We start from the raw sequence: 18,272 nt of genomic DNA on the forward strand, positions 1-18,272 counted from the left end.
GGTGCTACTGCTTCAGGGTGGACTGCTGGTCCGCCGAGGACGTGGCGTTGCCGTGGATGTCCTGGTTGATGATGGCGTCCTGGTGGGCAACAGCGTATGCGTTGCTGTCAATCGATCCGATGTTCGCTCCGACGGCGGCGTCGATGGGTGCGGCGACGTTGGCGTTGGCAGCAACGGCCCCATTGATGGGTGCGGCGATGCCCGCGTTGGCGTCCAGGTTCACATTGACGTTGAGGAGGTTGCCGTTGAGGGCGCCAGCGGCACCCGCGCCCGCCACACCCAGATCCGGGGTGGTGCCCTGCGGCAGAACGCCGCCGGGGACGAGACCGCCGTCGGTGGTGCCGGCCGGAACAGTACCGGCCGGAACAGTGGCAGCCGGAGCCGCTGCCGCAGTGGTGGGATCCGTCGTTGCCGGGTCCGTCGTGGCGGGAGCGGCCGAGGCGTGGGTGCCCGTGCCCTGGTCGATGCCGCTGTCCTGCACGGAATGCGCCGTGGCGTCGCCCGTGATGCCCTGGTTGATGAGGGTTCCCTGATCGGCCAGCGCCTGGGATTCGGATCCGAACGAGAGGACGTTCGCGGACGCGCCGGCGTCAATCGGGGCGGCGACGTTTGCGTTGGCCGCGATGCCGAGGTCGATCGGTGCCGCAGCGCTGATGCCCAGGTTCAGGTCTGCGTTCAGGTCCAGTACGGACGCCACTTCCTTGTCCGGAAGGGCGGTTCCGCCCTGGGACATGAGTTCTTCGTCGGACAATGCGGCCATTTCCCGCTCAACGCTCATAAGAAACTCCATCTCCGGCACCTTGGTGCCCGGTCACAGTTCTACGACGCCCCGCCCTCAGCGGACGGGTACTACGTCGAAATGCCTATCATGCCAGTAAATAGTAAGCATGATGACCATTTATGCGATAGGGGGCTCCCGGACATCGGATGTCCCCGGTCCGGCCGGGTCCAGGCAAGAGTGGCGCCGAGCCGCCGGGCGTGCAGCCCCATCGATTGCTCCGCAACGGCCCTTATGGGCGTCCAAAAGGGCGCCTACGGAGCAATCGATGGGGTAACGGGTCTTACCGAAGTCCGGCGCCGGGCAGCAGCGAGGTGGCGCCGAGTGAATCCGCGACAAACGCGTAATCCCAGGCCCGTTCGCGCCACTGCACGTAACGGCCGGAGCCTCCGCCATGGCCGCCTTCCATCTCGATCTTCAAAACGATCGGCTCGCTGCCGGTGTTGACCTCGCGCAGCCGCTGCACCCATTTGGCGGGCTCCACGTAGAGCACCCGCGTGTCATTAAACGAGGTGACCGCGGCGATTTTGGGGTAGGCCACCGAGCGGACGTTTTCGTACGGCGTGTACGACTTCATGTAGGCGTACACGGAAGGGTCCGTGATGGGGTTTCCCCATTCCTCCCATTCGAGGGCGGAGAGCGGCAGTTCGGGGTCCAGGATGGTGGTCAGCGCGTCCACGAACGGAACGGCAGCAACAACCGCCGCATACTTTTCCGGGGCCAGGTTGGCGACGGCGCCCATCAGCAGGCCGCCGGCGGAGCCACCCATGGCCGCGATCCGGGCAGGATCCACCCAGCCCGAGGCCGCCAGCCAGTCCGTGGCGGCGATGAAGTCGGTGAACGTGTTCTTCTTGCGCAGCTTCTTGCCGTCGTCGTACCAGTGCCGGCCCAGTTCGCCGCCGCCGCGGATGTGCGCGATGACGAACACGATGCCCCGGTCCAGCAGGGAGAGCCGGGGGATCCCGAACCCCGGGTCCATGCTCATTTCGTAGGAGCCGTAGCCGTATACGAGGCCGGCCGCCGTCGAATCCTGTTTCACGGAGGCGTGGCGCAGGACGGAGAGCGGGATCCGGGTCCCGTCCTCGGCAGTGGCCCATTCGCGCGTGGCGACATAGTCGGAGGCGCGGTAGCCGCCGTGCACCGGGCTTTCCTTGCGCAGCAGGAGTTCGCCCGCCGGCTGCTCCGGGGTGGGCAGCACGAAGTCGTAGACCCTGGAAGGGGTGAAGTACGAGGTGTAGCCCATGCGGATCACGGGGGCTTCGTAGTCGGAGCCCGCGACTCCGGCCGTGTACAGCTCCTCCTCGAAGGACGGCTCCACCGGTGCGCCCTGCTCAGCGCTGCCCAGCCCTGCCAAAGCGATGACCTGCACGCGCTCGATCGTGTCCTTGCGGACGGAGACGATGAGGTGCGTCGAGGTTACCCCGGCCCCGTTGACGCGCACCTGGTCGGAATGCGCGACGACGGTGGTCCAGTGCTGCTCGACGAGCGGCTTGGCGAGTTCGGCCGGGTCCACGAGGGAGACCATGGAGTTGATGGCGTCTTTGTTGTGGGTCAGCAGGATCTGCTCTGTTTTCCCGCCCTGCGGGCCGGCCAGGAGGAACGGTTCGGCCTCGTACAGGATGCGCTCGTCCCGGGAGATCACGGTGCGGAGCCCGGCGTCGGGCGCGTCGAAGCGCAGCAGCCGCGTTTCGCTGAATTCAGAACAGCCGATGCTCAGCACGAGGTGGCGCCGGTCGGCGGAGAGTTCGAAGCCCAGCCACATGGCGACGTCGTCCTCCTGGTACACCACCTCGTCCTCGGCGACCGGCGTGCCAAGCACGTGCGACTTCACCTGGTAGGGCCGCCACGAGTCGTCCACGACTGTGTAGAAGATGCGCGTGCCGTCGGGGGAGAAGGAGATGCCGTAGAAGACGTTCTCGATGACGTCCGGGAGGAGCTCGCCGCTCCGCAGATCCTTGATGCGCAGCGTGAAGCGTTCATCGCCGGCGTTGTCCACCGCGTAGGCGTAGAGGTTCCCGTCGATGGTGGTGGCAGCGCCGCCGACGGCGAAGAACGGCTTGCCCTCCGCCTCGACGTTGCCGTCCAGCAGGATTTCTTCCCCGGGGATATCGACGCCGACCTCGACGGCGGGCGGAGTCCAGTCCGCGACGCGGTCCCCGGTGTCCTGGCCGCGCACACGGCAATGGATGCCGTACTCCTTGCCCTCGACCGAGCGGGTGTAGTACCACCAGCCGTCCTTGCGGTTGGGGACGGAGAGGTCAGTCTCCTGGGTGCGGCTCTTGATCTCCTGGAAGACGGCCTCACGCAGCGGCTCCTGGTGGGCGGTCACCGTCTCCTGGTAGGCGTTTTCTGCCTTGAGCAGTGCCACGACCTCAGCCGATTCCTTGTCCCGCAGCCACTCGTAGTTGTCCTCGAACTCGTCACCGTGGTGGGTGCGCACGGTACGGACCTTCTTGGCGACGGGAGGCTGCGGGGACGGCTGCACGGGAGTCTGGGTCATGGACCCAATATATAAACGTATTCCCGCGCGGGCGGTCCGCGTTCGCTACCGGGTGAGCAAACTATCCGGAACTTGGGTGAGCAATTCCAGCAAGTAACGCCCGTAGCCGCTCTTTGCCAACGGTTCGGCGCGATCCCGGAGCTCGTCGTTGGTGAGGAAGCCCATGCGCCAGGCGATCTCCTCGGGGCAGCCGATGGACAGACCCTGCCGCTTCTGAACTGTCCGCACGAAATTAGACGCGTCGTTGAGATCGTCAAACGTTCCGGTGTCCAACCAGGCGGATCCGCGGGGAAGAATTTCGACCTGGAGTTTTTCGCGTTCCAGATAAACGCGGTTTACGTCCGTGATTTCGAGCTCGCCGCGCGCGGAGGGTTTAAGGTTCCGCGCAATCTCCACCACTTCGTTGTCGTAGAAATAGAGTCCAGGCACTGCATAGTGGCTTTTGGGCTGCTCCGGCTTTTCCTCAAGCGAAATTGCCTTGCCGGAGTCGTCGAACTCGACGACTCCATAGGCCGCAGGGTTCTGGACCCAGTAGCCGAACACGGCTCCGCCATCGATGTCGGAGAACCGGCGCAACTGCGTTCCCATGCCGTGGCCGTAGAAGATGTTGTCGCCTAGCACCAAGGCCACAGGACCGTCCCCAATGTGTTCCGCTCCAAGGACGAAGGCCTGAGCAAGGCCGTCCGGCGAGGGCTGTTGCTTGTAGCTGATTGACACACCGAACTGCGAACCGTCGCCCAGGAGCCGTTCGAACTGCTCGGCGTCATGCGGTGTGGTGATGATCAGGATGTCTTGGATCCCGGCCAGCATCAGTGTGGAGAGCGGATAGTAGATCATCGGCTTGTCGTAAACGGGGACCAGTTGCTTGCTGATGCCCAAGGTAATTGGATGAAGTCGTGAACCGGTCCCCCCGGCGAGGATTATTCCGCGCATGACGCCCATCTTTCCTTGTCATTTCGGGTTGAACCAAATCAGTCGTGCTATGGAAGTATGGAAGTCATGCAAAAGCTTCTCGTCACCGGTGGTGCCGGCTTCATCGGTTCGAATTTTGTCCGCTACATGCTGGAGAGCACGGACGACCATGTCACTGTCCTGGACAAGCTCACGTACGCGGGCAATTTGGAGTCGCTTGGGGGACTTCCTGCAGAGCGTTTCCGGTTCGTTCAAGGGGACATCTGCGACGCCGGACTGGTCGGCGAGCTCGTGGCGGACTGTGACGTCGTGGTCCATTACGCAGCCGAATCGCACAACGACAACTCGCTGCACGATCCGCGCCCGTTCCTGGACACGAATATCATCGGCACGTACACCCTGATCGAGGCCGCCCGGAAGCACAACAGGCGCTTCCACCACATCTCCACGGACGAGGTCTACGGCGACCTCGAACTAGACGAGCCGGAGCGGTTCACGGAAGAGACGCCGTACAACCCGTCCAGCCCGTACTCATCCACTAAGGCCGGCTCCGACCTCCTTGTGCGCGCCTGGGTGCGGTCCTTCGGTCTGCAGGCGACCATCAGCAACTGCTCGAACAACTACGGGCCCTACCAGCACGTGGAAAAGTTCATCCCTCGCCAGATCACCAACGTGATCGACGGGATCCGGCCCAAGCTCTACGGCAAGGGCGAGAACGTCCGCGACTGGATCCACGCCAACGACCACTCGTCCGCCGTTCTGGCGATCATCGACAAGGGCCGGATAGGCGAGACGTACCTGATCGGTGCCGACGGCGAGAAGAACAACAAGGACGTCGTCGAACTGATCCTCAAGCACATGGGCCAGTCACCTGACGCGTACGACCAGGTCGTGGACCGCCCCGGCCACGACCTCCGCTACGCCATCGATTCCACGAAGCTCCGCAAGGAGCTCGGCTGGGAACCGCGGTTCTCCAACTTCGACGCCGGCATCGCGGACACCATTGCGTGGTACCAGGACAACGAGGACTGGTGGCGGCCGCAGAAGGCCCAGACCGAGCAAAAATACATGAAACAGGGGCAGTAGAGCATGTCGATCGAGTTCTCGAAGAAGCTCGCAGCGGACGAAACCCCGATTCCCGGCGTGGTCCTCTACGACCTCCCGGTCCACGGCGACAACCGGGGCTGGTTCAAGGAGAACTGGCAGCGAGAAAAGATGCTTGCGCTCGGCCTGCCAGACTTCCGGCCGGTGCAAAACAACATTTCTTTCAACGAGAAAGCCGGTACCACCCGGGGAATCCACGCGGAGCCCTGGGACAAGTTCATCTCGGTTGCCACGGGCCGGATCTTCGGCGCGTGGGTGGACCTGCGCGAGGGCCCGTCCTTTGGAGCGGTCTTCACTGCGGAGCTGGATCCCAGCCAGGCCATCTTCATCCCGCGAGGCGTCGGCAACGCTTTCCAGACCCTCGAGGACAACACGGCGTACACATACCTCGTCAACGACCACTGGTCCGCCGATGCCCAAGGCCAGTACCTCTTCCTGAACCTCGCGGACGAGACCGCCGCCATCGCCTGGCCCGTGCCGCTGGAGCAGGCCGAACTTTCGGATAAGGATATGGCCCACCCCCGCCTGGCCGAGGTCATCCCCATGCCACCCAAGAAGATCCTCGTCATGGGCGCCAACGGCCAACTAGGAAAGGCCCTTCGTGAGGAGTACACAGGCGATAGCTCGGTCGAGTTTGCCGACCGCGCCGAGTTTGATCTCGGCGACCCGGACGCTTTCGCATCGCGGAACTGGAAGAACTACTCCACGATCATCAACGCGGCTGCCTACACGGCTGTCGACGAAGCGGAGACGCCGGAAGGCCGCAAAACCGCCTGGGCCGTCAACGTCGCGGCGGTGGCGCGGCTGGCGAGGACCGCCGTCGACCACGGCCTGACCCTGGTCCATGTCTCCTCCGACTACGTTTTCGACGGGACCCAGGAAATCCACGCCGAAGACGAGCCGTTCTCCCCGTTGGGGGTGTACGGCCAGACTAAGGCGGCAGCGGACGCAGTGGTCAGTGTAGTACCGCGGCACTACACCCTGCGGACTAGTTGGGTGATCGGCGACGGGAACAACTTCGTGCGCACCATGGCGTCGTTGGCGCGGCGCGGAGTGGAACCCACCGTGGTCAATGACCAGATCGGCCGCCTCAGCTTCACCCACGACATTGCCGCCGGCATCCGGCACCTCCTGGAATCCGGCGCGGAATACGGCACCTACAACCTCAGCAACGGCGGCCCGGCGCAGTCATGGGCAGACATCGCCGCCGAGGCATATGAGTTCGTGGGCGCGTCGCGCGAATCAGTCACCGGGGTCAGCACGGAAGCCTATTTCAAGGACAAGCCGGCGGCTCCCCGGCCGCTGAACAGCGTGCTCGACCTGGGAAAAATCAGGGACTCGGGATTTGCACCCCGGCAAGCCACGGAAGCACTCCAGACGTACCTCCGGTAGCCGAACTCAGGCAGTTCGCCATCGGTTTGCGATTCCCGCGACTCCCTGCGCCCATTTGTCCGCGTAGTGCCGGCCGGAAGTGCCGCAGGGGGTCCGGAAAGACAGGTAATGGCTACTCGCGCGGAGGCTGTTACGGGTCAATAGTCTTGGCTTGTCGGCCGCTGGTCATCCTGTCCCCCGAAGGGGCCAGGCGGCAGGGCAGGGGCCCGGAAATCAGCCGGACCGCATTGAGCGGGGCCGGCGGTGACAAGCCTTCTGAGACCGAGGCTTCCCCAGGCACCGCCGGCCCTCAATGTGGCGCAACCGCCGTTGCGGCAGAGCGGTACAGCAGCGTGTGCCTCCAGGCAAGGTCTGCCGCCGTTCATAACGCGGGGTTTCCCGATATGACGGTAAATGTTGCGTACGTCACATTCGCTCCCTAGGCTGGGAACCGGCCGCAGCGTCGCGGCCGGCACCAAAATGCGTGACAGGGGAAGCATTTGAATGACAAGCTCAGGGTTCTTGTACGGCTCGACCTCGATTGCGGAGAAGCGGAAGTAGCAGCCCAAGGCCATGTGACGGCGAAAAGCCTCCAGGCCCTGTATGTGGTTGTGAAGCGGGCCAACAACCTCAGGGAAGGCCTCCACCTGGTTCTGGATGTAAGCCATGCCCGCGTGGAAGCGGCCGCCCTCGAGCAGCTGCACGCGTGTTCGGAATCCCACCATCTCCCCGCTTCCATCGATCCGCTGCAGTCGGAGTGCAGGCTCAGCATCCTGGCTCCTGCCGAGGACGCCGCCAGTTTCGGGTTTACCTCAGGGACAAGGGCCGCAGCCCTCCGCCTGGCGGCGTAGTCCGCCTCAGTTTCCGTGGCTCAGTTGCCGTGTTCCAAGCCGTTTGCGGCCACGTAGTCTGCCAGCTTTCCGCCAGCAAGTGCGGCGGAAATCGCGGCGATCGCGGCGTTGTACGGGAGCACTATGGACTGGCCGTCCGCTGAAAATCCGGTGCCGGCCGTGGGCAGCGTGAAGAACACGCCGTCCTCCGGCCGCAGGCCGCGGAGGCTTGACCCGAGTCTGACCAGGGTTTCAGCAGTGAAGCCCTGGTCCACGCTCATGAACGGAAGCACCGAGACCACCATGTTGCGGACCGTGTCGGGACTTCCCAGCGTGCCCGCGCTCATGGCCTTGGCAATGACGGAGCGCAGGAACTGCTGCTGGTCGCGCACCCGCTGGTAGTCGCCGTCGGGAAATGCGTAGCGTTCGCGGACGAAATCCAGCGCCGCGGCGCCGTCCAGCCTGTTGACCCCGGCAGGGAACGCGCGGCCGCCCGGGAGTGAGGACGTGAACGTCACTTGGACGTCCACATCGATCCCGCCAAGTGCGTCGGTCAGGCCCTCGAACCCCTCGAAGTCCACCATCACGGTGTGGTCGATGTGCAGCTTAAACATGAATTCCACGGTCCTGACCGCCAGCGGTATGCCGCCAAGCCCCAGTGCGGCGTTGATCTTGGACGGCCCGTGGCCGGGGATGTCCACCCACAAGTCACGCATGATGGAAATGCCGTAAATCTCCTGCCGGCCCGCAGGGACATGGACCAGCATGATGGCGTCAGAACGCTGGTCGGCCGGTGTGCCGGCGGCGGCCTGGGCTTCCTGCTGACGAGCGTCCGCGCGGCTGTCGCTGCCCAACAGCAGGATGTTCAGATCGGCGGCGGGAGGCTCCGGGGTGGGGGAGGGGGTCGGGCTTGCCGAGGGCTCCGCGGACGGGGTGGCCGCCGTCTGGGGTTGCTGCGACTCGTCGGCGCGCGGCCGGGTCAGGATGTATGCCCCGATGGCGAGCGCAATGGCCAGCACCGATGCCAGGGCCACCAGCGTTCGACGGCGGCGCGTCCCGCCGGGCTGCGGCGCGGACCGTGCCCGTGCGGGATCTGGCGGAGTGTCCATGGGCGGACGCTACCACCGCCGGATGGTGCGGCAAAGAGGTACGCTGCCCTGCAGCAGCTGCCCTTTCAGCTGTGGAGCCGGGTCAGCTGTGGAGCCGCGTCAGCTGTGGAGCCGGGCGAACCGCAGGATGGTGCGGATGGCCGGCGCGAGCTCGTCCTCCATCTGCCAGTAGATTTCCTGGCCGCGGCGGTAGGGGTCAACGACGTCGTTGTCCGAGGCGTCCGCGGCTAGCGCCAGATGCCGGACGGAGGCCGCACGGGCCGGAAGCCCGCGCCACACGGCAGGCAGATCGGCCGGGGCGGACGCTGTACCGTCGCGCTGCTCCAGGATTTCCAGCATCCGGGCAAACTCACGGATCGTCAGCGTCCGTTTCAGCAGGGAAGCGTCCATCTGCAACACTTCGCCGCGGTGCTTGGCGGCCATCGTCAGCACCAGATCGGTGTCGCGCAGGATAGCCGGGGTCAGCTGCCTGGCCGCAAAGCCGTCGGGCGTTCCGCCGTAGGTCCGGATCATGTCAGCCGAGAGCGGCTGGACCGGTTCTCCCACCATGGCCCTTGTCCCGGCGCTCCGCACGCGGAAGGCGCCCGGTTGCACCTGGTCCAGACCGGCCTGGAGCAGGCGCTCTGCGACGGGGGAGCGGCAAATGTTTCCGGTACAGACGGTGAGGATCCGGATGGGCAATGACGCTGCATCGCTCTTGGCTTCCGGCTCGGGGATTCGTGGCTGCCACATAGGGTCCGAGTCTATCCCCGCCGCTGCGATCGTGATTTCCTCGATCAGCGAGACATCAAGCTGGGCACCTTCGGCAGTCAGTGCGGGCGTCGCTCGCGACCCCCGCACCCTATTGCCTTCCATTCCGAATACATGATAATGAGTCATCGCCCAGTAGCGGTCTCCAGGAGGAAATCATGGAACCATACACGTCCGGCCAGGCGCTCCCGCGGCACATTGCGGTGTTTGGGGTCATAGCGCTGCTAGTCACAGGGTGTCAGCCACCTGGCACGCCGGGTCAACCACCCTCATCCCCGTCCTCAGCCGGCGCCTCTGCTGGGCCGCCTGCGGACATGCATCACATGGATGGCGGAGTCGCTACGGCTGACCCCCTGCCGTCAGGCGCGCAGAATCCGGCCGACTTAACCCCACAACAGTTGTACGCGATCGGCGAAAAGTCGGTGTTCTCGATCGAGGGACGCCGGCCCGATGACTTCATCGGATCTGGCACCGGCTTTCTCGTGGACAAAGAAGGCTCGATGGGTGTCACCAACGCGCACGTGGTAGCAGGTCTCTCGGCCATCTCGGGTCGCTTTAACACCGGGGAAAAGGCGGCCCTCCATGTGATCGCTTCAGACCCGTGCACGGATCTTGCAGTCGTTCACTTCTCGTCCGAATTGCCGCCGCAGGCTGAGGCTCTCATCTTCGGCAACTCGTCCGAGGTCATGCCGGGCGATTCAGTTGCCGTGCTCGGCTACCCGGCCACTCTTACCCAGAATCCTGCGGAGCAGAAACTGGTGATCACCTCGGGTCTGGTAAACGCGACAAAGGTGCCGGCGAGGCCGGCCGGGTTGCCTGAATACGCAGAAACCATCCAGCACGGGGCAACCGTTAACCCCGGAAACTCCGGTGGCCCCTTGCTGGATCACCATGGCCGTCTCGTCGGGATAAACACCTTGATCAACTTCGGCTCGCGGGATCAACCCGCGCAGGGCCAGTACTACTCCATATCGAGCGATTCGGCCAAGCGGGAGATCGTCGACAAGCTGCTGAAGGGTGATTCCCCGAACAACATGGGATGGGCGGTCGAGGAGTATTACCCCGGATACTTCGCGGGCCTGGACAGCACCCGGGGTCCTGCCCTTGACGCCCAGCTGGCGCAGGAGGGAGTCAAGGGAGGTCTCTACGTCAAGGCTGTTGATCCCGGCTCGGGAGCCAGCAAGGCCGGGATCAAGACGGGCATGCTGCTGACGAGATTGCAGAACACCTCCGTCGCTAGCCTCCAAGAGATGTGCGCCATCGCTGAGTCCATCCTCCCCGGTTCAGCCGCAGAGGTTGATGGACTCAATCTCCTCTCGGACCCGGCTCATTTCGGACAGCAGTTCCATGTGGAGTTCGCTGTGCCTGGGAAGCACTGAAATGCCAGCGTCGTGGCGGAGGGCCGTCCCGGCCAAGGGTCTACTTGTGCCACCAGTCGTAAAGCTTCGGGACATTCGCGTCCTTGGACTCTGCCGATACCATCATGAGTGATTCATCGTCAGTCCAGATCAGGTAGTTCATATCCGCCTCGGAACCACTGAGGACGCGTCCCTTGACCGTCTGCGTCTTGTCATCCGTCAAGTGCCACGTCTCCCATCCGGGAGGTTTCGTCGCGGACCGCGGTGTGGCGTTGAAGCGTTTGATGGCCTCGTCGAACGCCGTAGCCAGTGATTGGGCGGACGGGTAACCGTAGACGTTCACCGCCGGACGTTCGGACGAGCTGAAGTTGCTGTTGGCGTTCGGGTCACAGACGAGACCGTAGCTGGCTCCGGCCAGGTCCTTTTTGGCGACACAGCTATCCGGGGACACCCGGCCCATCCGGGCGACGCTGGTGAGCAGGCTACACTCACCAGCCCGCAAGTCCGGCCGTTCCTTGCCCGCGCACTCCCTTGCCGCGGTCCCGGTGGTTCCCCTGGATGCCGGCGGGGACGGCAGCGGTGTCCCTCCGGAACCCAGCGCGAACGCTGCAACAAGGATTGCCACCGAGGCGGCCACTCCGCCTCCAATGAGCACTTTCTGGGGAATCCTGGAACGGCTCCCTCGGCTGGCGGCTTGCTTTCCGGCCGGCCCGCGGGCGGGTGCCTTAGCCTTCAGCGCGGGCACATCGACCTGTTCGGTGCCGGTGGCGCGGCCTCGGGATCTGGGCGCCTCCAGCGCGCCGATGCTGGTGACTTGCTTCGGATCGCCCATCAACCCGAGCTTCATTGGCAAGATCTCACTGAGCTTGGCTTGGAGGGCCGGAATGTGGCTGGATCCGCCTGTGAGGTAGACCCTGTGCAGTAGTTCCGCCGATGGCAGCGCCTCCTGGATGACGCGTTGAACGAGGTCCGTCGCCCTGGCTAGCTCCTGTTCAATCAGCTGCTCAAACTCGGCGCGCGTGACCGTACAGACCCACTCGTGCTCCCCCGAACGTACGCCGATGGGGGCTGAACCGTGAAAGCTCAGGGCATGTTTGGCCTCTCGGATCTGGTCGCGAAGCACGGCTCGGTCTGCGCCGGAATGCTCCGATGCCAGGCCTTTCAGCAGTTCGTTCTTGCCTTCAGCGGCCAGCTGCGAGTAGACCCAGCGCTCCAGTTGGGCATCGAAGTCGTGGCCGCCCAGGGGGTCGATTCCGCCTGATGCGACGACGTGGAAGCCGGGCCCGTCCGGCGTCTGTGCAAGTTCTAGCACGGCAGCGTCACAGGTGCCGCCCCCGAAATCCAGCACGGTGACGTATGCTCCCGGGCCGACGTCGGAAGTATCTGCGTAATGCCAGCCGGCCGCCACGGGTTCGGGCATCAGGAGGATGCTCTCCTCGGGTATGCCCGCTTTGAGGGCGGCCGCTGCCAGGCGTCCCTTCAGGTATTCGTCCCAAGCTTCCGGATGGGTCAGAACCACCTGGACCGGCGGGCCGCCGCCCACGAACCGGGTGGCCTGGCCAACAATGAACTCCAACACCGCCGCGACAAGGTCCACGGGATCGCAGATGTCGCCCCCCAAGACCACTGCTTCCTCGCCCAGGCGCCGCTTAGGCGTTGGTTCGAAGGCAGCCGGATAGATACCCGAGATTCGGAGGGCTGCTTCTCCAGTGAGGATTTCGCCGTTATAGGCAGCCACGCAGGAAGGGATGGCGTCAGAGCGGGCTCCCAACCGCAGGGCATGCACGCCGCCATTGTCTTGCGCGACGGCGGCAGCCGAGTTTGATGTGCCAAAGTCGATGGCCAGGCGCCAGGGGAGTCTCTCCATAGCAGATCCGCCTTCCTTCGTTGTGGCTGGAGTTTCTGGTCCCTTGATGTTTCATCTGGTCTCATCCTTGTACACCTCAACCTCGGCCGGGCGCAGCACTCCGTCGTCCGAGCGCCAACCTGGCCTGAGGACCCGGGCAATCCGGAAGACCAGGCTTGGCGACGGTGCCGCGACCCCGGCGACCCCGTTATGCAGCCCGACGTCGAAAGGATCGCCCGGATCGGGGGTGATGGGCGTGATGCCAACAGCCCGAAGGGACTTTTGGACGTGGGCCCTCACCACGTCGCTGGAGGACAGGTCGTAGGTTCCCACGAGAGCCTGCAGCAGGATTTTGTAGTGTTGCACATCGGCGGCGTCTGGGGTTGCGTTCGTGAGTTTCTCCTAGGTTCGATGGCGGCTGCTGGGGCCGGGTTGTAGGCGAAGAATTCCGTCAGGGCCGGCGGAGGTTTGCCAGGCTGGCGTCAATGTCGGTCAGTAGTTTGTCGATCATGGCCACGTCGTGTTTCAGCGCGTCGATCCGCTGCATGGACGCTTGGGCAGAAAGTTGCTCCTGGGCCTGGCACTCTTGGATAAGTTGCTGCAGATGCGCCAGGGAATCCTGCAGTTTCGCGCGGTATGTCACGACGATTTCCGGTTTCAGATGACGGAGCCGTGAATCCAAGTAGTCCGAGATGACGGCACGCTCACTCTGTGCCACTCGCGGAATTTCCGTCAGGAGGCGCGTTTTTTCCTGCATGTTCGGGCGGTAGTACCGGTTGACGGCATACCATCCGCCTGCCCCCGCTACCGTAAGCGGGATGCCCACGGCGGCAATCGGGATGCCAAACAGAACGCCGCCCATGCCCAAGGCGGGAAGCAGGGCGGCGACCGACCTTCCCATGCTGGATCCCATGACCAGGGACATGGCAACTGCGGGGTCGAATCCGCCGTGGTGCTTTTCGCTGCCCATATGGGGACTGGCTGCCGGGCGCTCATCCGACGCCAGGAGGTCGTGCAGCACCGCCGGAAACGGAATTTCCTGGAACAACACATGCAACAGCTCGCCGAGCTGTTCCTCGGCATCATCGATGACGTCAGCGCGGAGCACCAGGAGATCGGCGAAGATGTCGTTCGTAAGTTGCTGCGTCAACTTCCCCATCCGAAAACTTGGCATCGACTGGACGCGGCTTCGCCACTGGGCAGCCCAGTCGTCAAGCTTTGCAACTACAGTGCGCATCACGCCGGCACGCAGGTCCCCGAGGTCCCGCTCCAGATCCAAAGTCCAGCGCTGCTGTTGTTCTTTCAGCTCGGACAGCCGCTGCCTTTGGGCCATGATGCCCGCCCGCGCTTCGGCGGGGGCCTCGGTTATGGCCAATTGGGTCAGCAGAGCCTGCCGGTCTACGTCGAGGAGGGTGCGCGCAAGCCGGAGGGCATTGGCTGTTGGGGCAGCGCCGGCGCGGGCGAGCTCCCGCTTCAGGGCCTGGACCAGACGCGAGAGTCCTGAGGCGATCAAGAGGCCCTCGCGCACGCTGGGGTCCGGCGCGGAGTTGGCTGCCTTGGCGATGACGGGCGAAACGCCGAGGACGAACGAGTCGGCCAGCCGTGGAATGCGGGCCCTGAGCAGTGCCGCATTTCCCGCCACGACGTCCTGCCAGGAGCCCGGGTAGAGATCCGTTTTGGTGACGACCACCCCAACTGATTCCACTTGGGCGGAGCATTGCTCCAGATAAGCAATCTCTGCACTCGAGAGCAGCGCACCGGCGTCCGTGACAAAGACCGCCACGGATGCCGCCTCAAGAATCTTCAGGTTCAAGAGCGATTGGGGCGCTGTCAGCCCTCCCGCGCTGGGGGCGTCGAGCAGAATCACTTCACCCAGCAACCCGTTGTGCGTTTCCAGTTCAACGCCAATGGGGTGGTCCGCCGCACGGTCCGCTGAACGGGAGCCATCCGGATAGACCCAGACGGTGCCGGCACCGTTGCCGCCTTCCGTGGCCGGATTGATCACCCGGTAGAGCGCCAGTCCACCTTCTTCGCCGCCGGTATCGTCCAGCTCTGGGACCAGCAGGTTGACCAAGGAGGATTTGCCTCTCCCGCTTTCCCCGAGAAATACGACGACGGGGGTGCTGCTGGTACCGGTGGCTTGCCGGATGATCCGGTCCGCGGCATCCGCGCGTCCCGCGGATCGCAGCACCCGCGTGGACGTACTGAGCACCGCCCTGGCCGAGTTCAAGGCAGACAGCTGCTGCGGTTCAGTATCCGGCGTCATCACCGGTACCCGTAAATCCGTCGCCACTGTCCGTAAGTCCGTGGCCGCTGTCGGGGATTCCGTCCCCGGCATCGTGGCCGCCGTCCGGGCCTCCGTTCCCGTCGTCCCAGGCGGTGCCCGCAGAACTGTCATCGTGCGTCGTCGGGTGGGAGTCGACGGCGTGGTCGTCGTCTGGCAGAAAGTCCACGGCCGGATCCAGCACCATGCCCGGCCCGGCGGATTCCGCGAAAGCGTCATCCGGGACGACGTCCTGGTCAGGATGGGCAAACGCAGCGTCCAGGGCGCGTTCCCAGACGGATTCCGGCGGTCCCTCGGGGACCAGCAGCATGTCCTTGAATGATATTTCAGGCATCTCAGCGCTCATTTCAGATTTCCATCGGGTAGGGGTAGTCGAACATTTCGGTCAGGTCTAGAGTGGCCCCTATATCGGCTAGTGCGGGGGGCACGGCGACCTGAATCCAAGCGGGGGACCTATGGACGCGACCGTGGCCCAGAAGCAACTCTTGGATGCCGCCATCCGGGGAGATGCGAAATCTTTTGAGGCTTTGGCAACTCAGTACCGGACCATGATCTGGTCTGTGTGCCTGCGGATTACCGGGAACACTTACGACGCCGAAGATGCCCTTCAGGACACCCTGCTGGCTGCCTGGCGCGGCATGGCGCGGTTTCGCCGTGAATCCGGTTTCGGGACCTGGGTGTACCGGATTGCGGCCAATGCGGCGTTGGGCATCGTCCGGTCGAGACGGAGCACGGAGATCGAGGTCAACGATGCTTTCGCCCCGGAACGTGACTTCGCGGAAAAGCTCGCGGAGGCTGACCTTGTCCAGCAGACGCTGAAGACCATGCCGGTGGACCTCCGCGTGGCCCTCGTGCTCCGGGAGCTGTGCGATTACACCTATGCGCAGATCGGAGAATACCAGGGCGTGGGTGTCCCTACGGTAAAGAGCAGGATCAGCCGGGCGCGCCAGGCTTTCGAGGCAGCGGTTGCCACGGGTCCCCGCTGATGCCGGGCCGGTCATGGCCGGGTCCCGGCAGTTCCGGAGCGGATGAGCAGGGAACGCGCTATTACCCTGGCAGCCCGCGCCTCTGCACCGGTTGACGCTGTGCCGACCATCGATTGGTAGTGCGCGGCCAGCCCCAGGTAGCCGCTGCCTTCGCGCGCCGTCGGCAGGACTGCCTCCAGGTCGGCATCTGGCTGTGTCAGGTGCTGCAGAACCGCTACGAATTCGTGCCCCGGCGCAGCGGCCCTCAGCAGGTCCAGCGCGGCTTCTTCCTGCAGGCGGTGAAACGCCGGTGCATGCCTTGCCGATTCGATCAGTCGCCGCGCTTCAGGCCGCCAGGACTGGGAGCGCGCCGCGGCGAGGAGGCCGGTGAGCAGTTCTTCCACCCGGGCAATCCCGGCCGGGCCTGTCACTGCGGTCTGCAGGGTCCGCTCCAGCTGGGCCAGCCCCGACCGTTCGTGCAGCCACTCGGTGAGTTGGCCGGCAGAACCGCAGTGTCCCCTCCCGTACCTGATCCCGTACGCTCCGATCAGCCCGGTGAGCCGCCGAAAATCCTCCATGGGCATGCCGGGGGGAGGGCCAAGATGTTCGGCAAACTGGAGGTGGGGATCGTCCGAGCCCTGAAGCAGGCGAAGGTTCCGCACATCCTGCTCCCGTAAGACCCCGGTCCTTACAGTTTCGGCGAGCAGACCGGAGACTGGAAGGACGGCGGTGAGCGCCGGCATCCTGCCGGCGAGTGCAGCCGCTGCCCTCGTTGCCTCGTCCACCGGCTCTGGGCTGTGCCACGGACCTCCGCCATAGTTATCGGCATGCGCCACGAGGCCAATGACAGGCGCTGGTCCGTGGCCCGGCCGGCTGGCGTGCCGGTCCCTGAAGCGGGCAATGAACTCCACATCGTCCGGGCGGAAAGAATCCCGGATGAGGTACAGCAGCGCGTCCGGGCCCCCCTGGGGATCCCGGCCCCCGAGGATCCGGGACTCGGTCCTTGCGGAGTTGTCCGTCACCGCGGAGCCCAGCCCGGGGGTATCCACGATCGTGACGGGCCGCAGGGCCGCAGCCTGCACGTAGACCCGCAGGTAATGGATGGTCTCGGGCCGGATGGTCCCGATCACGGGCCCGGAGTCGCCGAGCGGAATCGGCGTCAATTGCCCTGAGTCCAGCACGGCTTCCGCGCGGGCCGGTGCGCCGTACACATAGCAGCAAAGCAGGGCGGTAGTTTCCTGGGCCGAGGTGGGCGCCAGTTTGGCGCCGACCAGGCTGTTTACCAGCGTCGACTTGCCCGTGTTCACCCGGCCCGCCACAGCGATGACGGCCGGCCTTCGCAGGGCGCTTCGGAGGTCGTCAAGCACCGGCGCCCCGGACAGCCCGAGCATTGATTCGACGTCGTCCAACAACTGCTCTGCACTGGTGCGCAGATCCGTATTGGCGTTAAAAGCATCCATTGCAAACCTCCTTCCGGACGAATCTCCTTGTCAGTTTGATGCGCCAGCGGCCGGGAATGTTCCCGGAAAATTCAAGTCTTTTTCAGGGAACTTTCCGGGGGGCCAGGACCTCTAATCATCATCAGCAAATAAGGAAGACCCACTTCCGCTTCCGAAGGAGATCATCATGTCACTGGAAAACTACTCCTGGACCGACAACAACGGCGACGGTCAGGGCGACGTCGGCACGGCAGACCTCAATGGCGACGGCCGGATCGACTCGGTTGCCGTCGACTCGAATTACGACGGCCGGATTGACGGTTTCGCCGACGACTCAAACTACGACGGCGTTTTCGACACGTACCGCCTCGACGGCAACGGGGACGGGTACACGGAAACCATGGTCCAGGACGGTAACCAGGACGGAGTCGTCGACAGCCTCAGCGTTGATTCGAACGGCGACGGCGTCTTCGACGCCACGGTCCTCGACCACGACCAAAACGGAGTTGGCGAAACCGTGCTGATTGACCGGAACGGTGACGGCATCGCGGACGTAACCTTCACGGACGAAAACCAGGACGGACAGCTGGACTACTACACGACGCCGGAGTCCGGTGACGTCATGTTCATGCTGGATGGGCCTACTGCGGTGGTGGGAGGTTCCACGACCGGAGGGCCTTGGGACCAGTTGCTCAATAGCCCTGCCGTGAAGAACGACCCTGCGGGTTTTACCAAGTTCTCTGACCTCGTGAAAGCCCAAAGCGACATCGGCACGCTCTGGGCGCTGCCGGACAACTTCGAACTCGTGAAGCGCCTGCCATAGAGCCGGCATTATGGCCCGGGCGCTGCCCGGCCGAAGGGAGGGGTGCGCACAAGGTGCGCATCCCTCCCTTCGTGTGCGCCTTGTGCGCGGGGCGGCTTCCGACGCCGCCATCTGAACGCCGCTGCCAAGCAGTGAGGCCGGCATGACCCGGTGCTTGACGCATCTCCCGCCTTCCGCATATCCTGAACGAACGGTCGGTAATT

General features: G+C 64.4%; 16 protein-coding genes. 6 read left to right on the forward strand and 10 right to left on the reverse strand.

The window, feature by feature from the left end; genetic code table 11:
• Positions 1-4 precede the first annotated feature (4 nt).
• The 3 genes from AC1DCZ_RS06935 to rfbA all read right to left on the reverse strand — a co-directional run bounded on the left by AC1DCZ_RS06935 (position 5) and on the right by rfbA (position 4,211).
• Positions 5-778 (reverse strand): peptidoglycan-binding protein, encoded by a 774-nt coding sequence (locus AC1DCZ_RS06935; RefSeq protein ID WP_476973929.1) that lies wholly within the window; start codon positions 776-778, stop codon positions 5-7.
• Between the two features lie 283 nt (positions 779-1,061).
• Entirely contained in the window at positions 1,062-3,278 is a 2,217-nt protein-coding gene (locus AC1DCZ_RS06940) for a S9 family peptidase (RefSeq protein ID WP_476973930.1), read from the reverse strand.
• A 45-nt stretch (positions 3,279-3,323) separates the two neighbouring features.
• Positions 3,324-4,211, reverse strand: a complete 888-nt coding sequence (gene rfbA / locus AC1DCZ_RS06945) for a glucose-1-phosphate thymidylyltransferase RfbA (protein ID WP_476973965.1) — start codon at positions 4,209-4,211, stop codon at positions 3,324-3,326.
• 66 nt (positions 4,212-4,277) lie between these two features.
• Between rfbA and rfbB the strand changes: the two genes are divergently transcribed.
• From rfbB to AC1DCZ_RS06960, 3 genes are all read left to right on the forward strand, one after another.
• A complete protein-coding gene (rfbB, locus tag AC1DCZ_RS06950) occupies positions 4,278-5,276 on the forward strand; it encodes a dTDP-glucose 4,6-dehydratase (protein WP_476973931.1) in 999 nt (332 codons plus the stop codon).
• Positions 5,277-5,279: 3 nt separating this feature from the next.
• Complete coding sequence (locus tag AC1DCZ_RS06955; protein ID WP_476973932.1) at positions 5,280-6,686, forward strand: sugar nucleotide-binding protein; 1,407 nt, start codon at positions 5,280-5,282, stop codon at positions 6,684-6,686.
• 479 nt (positions 6,687-7,165) lie between these two features.
• Positions 7,166-7,516 carry a hypothetical protein gene (locus AC1DCZ_RS06960; RefSeq protein WP_476973933.1) on the forward strand — a complete coding sequence of 117 codons (351 nt, stop codon included), beginning with the start codon at positions 7,166-7,168 and terminating at the stop codon, positions 7,514-7,516.
• Between the two features lie 20 nt (positions 7,517-7,536).
• On the opposite strand, the gene AC1DCZ_RS06965 is transcribed toward AC1DCZ_RS06960, so the two are convergent.
• Positions 7,537-8,604, reverse strand: a complete 1,068-nt coding sequence (locus AC1DCZ_RS06965; RefSeq protein ID WP_476973934.1) for an LCP family protein — start codon at positions 8,602-8,604, stop codon at positions 7,537-7,539.
• 99 nt (positions 8,605-8,703) lie between these two features.
• Positions 8,704-9,336 carry an arsenate reductase/protein-tyrosine-phosphatase family protein gene (locus AC1DCZ_RS06970; RefSeq protein ID WP_476973966.1) on the reverse strand — a complete coding sequence of 211 codons (633 nt, stop codon included), beginning with the start codon at positions 9,334-9,336 and terminating at the stop codon, positions 8,704-8,706.
• Between the two features lie 332 nt (positions 9,337-9,668).
• Here AC1DCZ_RS06970 and AC1DCZ_RS06975 point away from each other — a divergent pair, with 332 nt between their 5' ends.
• Positions 9,669-10,733, forward strand: a complete 1,065-nt coding sequence (locus AC1DCZ_RS06975; protein ID WP_476973935.1) for a S1C family serine protease — start codon at positions 9,669-9,671, stop codon at positions 10,731-10,733.
• Between the two features lie 40 nt (positions 10,734-10,773).
• On the opposite strand, the gene AC1DCZ_RS06980 is transcribed toward AC1DCZ_RS06975, so the two are convergent.
• The 4 genes from AC1DCZ_RS06980 to AC1DCZ_RS06995 form a co-directional block, all read right to left on the reverse strand.
• Complete coding sequence (locus AC1DCZ_RS06980) at positions 10,774-12,579, reverse strand: Hsp70 family protein (protein WP_476973936.1); 1,806 nt, start codon at positions 12,577-12,579, stop codon at positions 10,774-10,776.
• A 51-nt stretch (positions 12,580-12,630) separates the two neighbouring features.
• Positions 12,631-12,924, reverse strand: a complete 294-nt coding sequence (gene grpE, locus AC1DCZ_RS06985; RefSeq protein WP_476893810.1) for a nucleotide exchange factor GrpE — start codon at positions 12,922-12,924, stop codon at positions 12,631-12,633.
• 85 nt (positions 12,925-13,009) lie between these two features.
• The gene (locus AC1DCZ_RS06990) at positions 13,010-14,824 is read right to left on the reverse strand and encodes a hypothetical protein (RefSeq protein WP_476973937.1); all 1,815 of its coding nucleotides are present in this window, start codon (positions 14,822-14,824) and stop codon (positions 13,010-13,012) included.
• Entirely contained in the window at positions 14,808-15,176 is a 369-nt protein-coding gene (locus AC1DCZ_RS06995) for a hypothetical protein (RefSeq protein WP_476973938.1), read from the reverse strand. Before AC1DCZ_RS06995 ends, AC1DCZ_RS06990 begins: the two co-directional genes overlap by 17 nt.
• A gap of 133 nt (positions 15,177-15,309) precedes the next feature.
• On the opposite strand from AC1DCZ_RS06995, the gene AC1DCZ_RS07000 reads away from it, so the two are divergent.
• Entirely contained in the window at positions 15,310-15,828 is a 519-nt protein-coding gene (locus AC1DCZ_RS07000; RefSeq protein WP_476893813.1) for an RNA polymerase sigma factor, read from the forward strand.
• Positions 15,829-15,839: 11 nt separating this feature from the next.
• Here AC1DCZ_RS07000 and AC1DCZ_RS07005 read toward each other — a convergent pair whose 3' ends face one another.
• Complete coding sequence (locus AC1DCZ_RS07005; protein WP_476973939.1) at positions 15,840-17,267, reverse strand: dynamin family protein; 1,428 nt, start codon at positions 17,265-17,267, stop codon at positions 15,840-15,842.
• A gap of 166 nt (positions 17,268-17,433) precedes the next feature.
• Here AC1DCZ_RS07005 and AC1DCZ_RS07010 point away from each other — a divergent pair, with 166 nt between their 5' ends.
• Positions 17,434-18,069, forward strand: a complete 636-nt coding sequence (locus AC1DCZ_RS07010) for a hypothetical protein (protein WP_476973940.1) — start codon at positions 17,434-17,436, stop codon at positions 18,067-18,069.
• Positions 18,070-18,272 lie beyond the last annotated feature (203 nt).

Source organism: Arthrobacter sp. 10N418 (assembly GCF_056394725.1).

What these genes read in the sequence shown, in the direction of transcription:
- AC1DCZ_RS06980 (WP_476973936.1), bottom strand. Translation starts at nt 12,579, where the DNA reads ATGGAGAGACTCCCCTGGCGCCTGGCCATCGACTTTGGCACATCAAAC.
- rfbB (WP_476973931.1), top strand. Translation starts at nt 4,278, where the DNA reads ATGCAAAAGCTTCTCGTCACCGGTGGTGCCGGCTTCATCGGTTCGAAT.
- AC1DCZ_RS06965 (WP_476973934.1), bottom strand. Translation starts at nt 8,604, where the DNA reads ATGGACACTCCGCCAGATCCCGCACGGGCACGGTCCGCGCCGCAGCCC.
- AC1DCZ_RS06990 (WP_476973937.1), bottom strand. Translation starts at nt 14,824, where the DNA reads ATGACGCCGGATACTGAACCGCAGCAGCTGTCTGCCTTGAACTCGGCC.
- AC1DCZ_RS06975 (WP_476973935.1), top strand. Translation starts at nt 9,669, where the DNA reads ATGCATCACATGGATGGCGGAGTCGCTACGGCTGACCCCCTGCCGTCA.
- AC1DCZ_RS06935 (WP_476973929.1), bottom strand. Translation starts at nt 778, where the DNA reads ATGAGCGTTGAGCGGGAAATGGCCGCATTGTCCGACGAAGAACTCATG.
- AC1DCZ_RS06970 (WP_476973966.1), bottom strand. Translation starts at nt 9,336, where the DNA reads ATGTGGCAGCCACGAATCCCCGAGCCGGAAGCCAAGAGCGATGCAGCG.
- AC1DCZ_RS06995 (WP_476973938.1), bottom strand. Translation starts at nt 15,176, where the DNA reads ATGCCTGAAATATCATTCAAGGACATGCTGCTGGTCCCCGAGGGACCG.
- AC1DCZ_RS06955 (WP_476973932.1), top strand. Translation starts at nt 5,280, where the DNA reads ATGTCGATCGAGTTCTCGAAGAAGCTCGCAGCGGACGAAACCCCGATT.
- AC1DCZ_RS07010 (WP_476973940.1), top strand. Translation starts at nt 17,434, where the DNA reads ATGTCACTGGAAAACTACTCCTGGACCGACAACAACGGCGACGGTCAG.
- AC1DCZ_RS06940 (WP_476973930.1), bottom strand. Translation starts at nt 3,278, where the DNA reads ATGACCCAGACTCCCGTGCAGCCGTCCCCGCAGCCTCCCGTCGCCAAG.
- AC1DCZ_RS07005 (WP_476973939.1), bottom strand. Translation starts at nt 17,267, where the DNA reads ATGGATGCTTTTAACGCCAATACGGATCTGCGCACCAGTGCAGAGCAG.
- rfbA (WP_476973965.1), bottom strand. Translation starts at nt 4,211, where the DNA reads ATGCGCGGAATAATCCTCGCCGGGGGGACCGGTTCACGACTTCATCCA.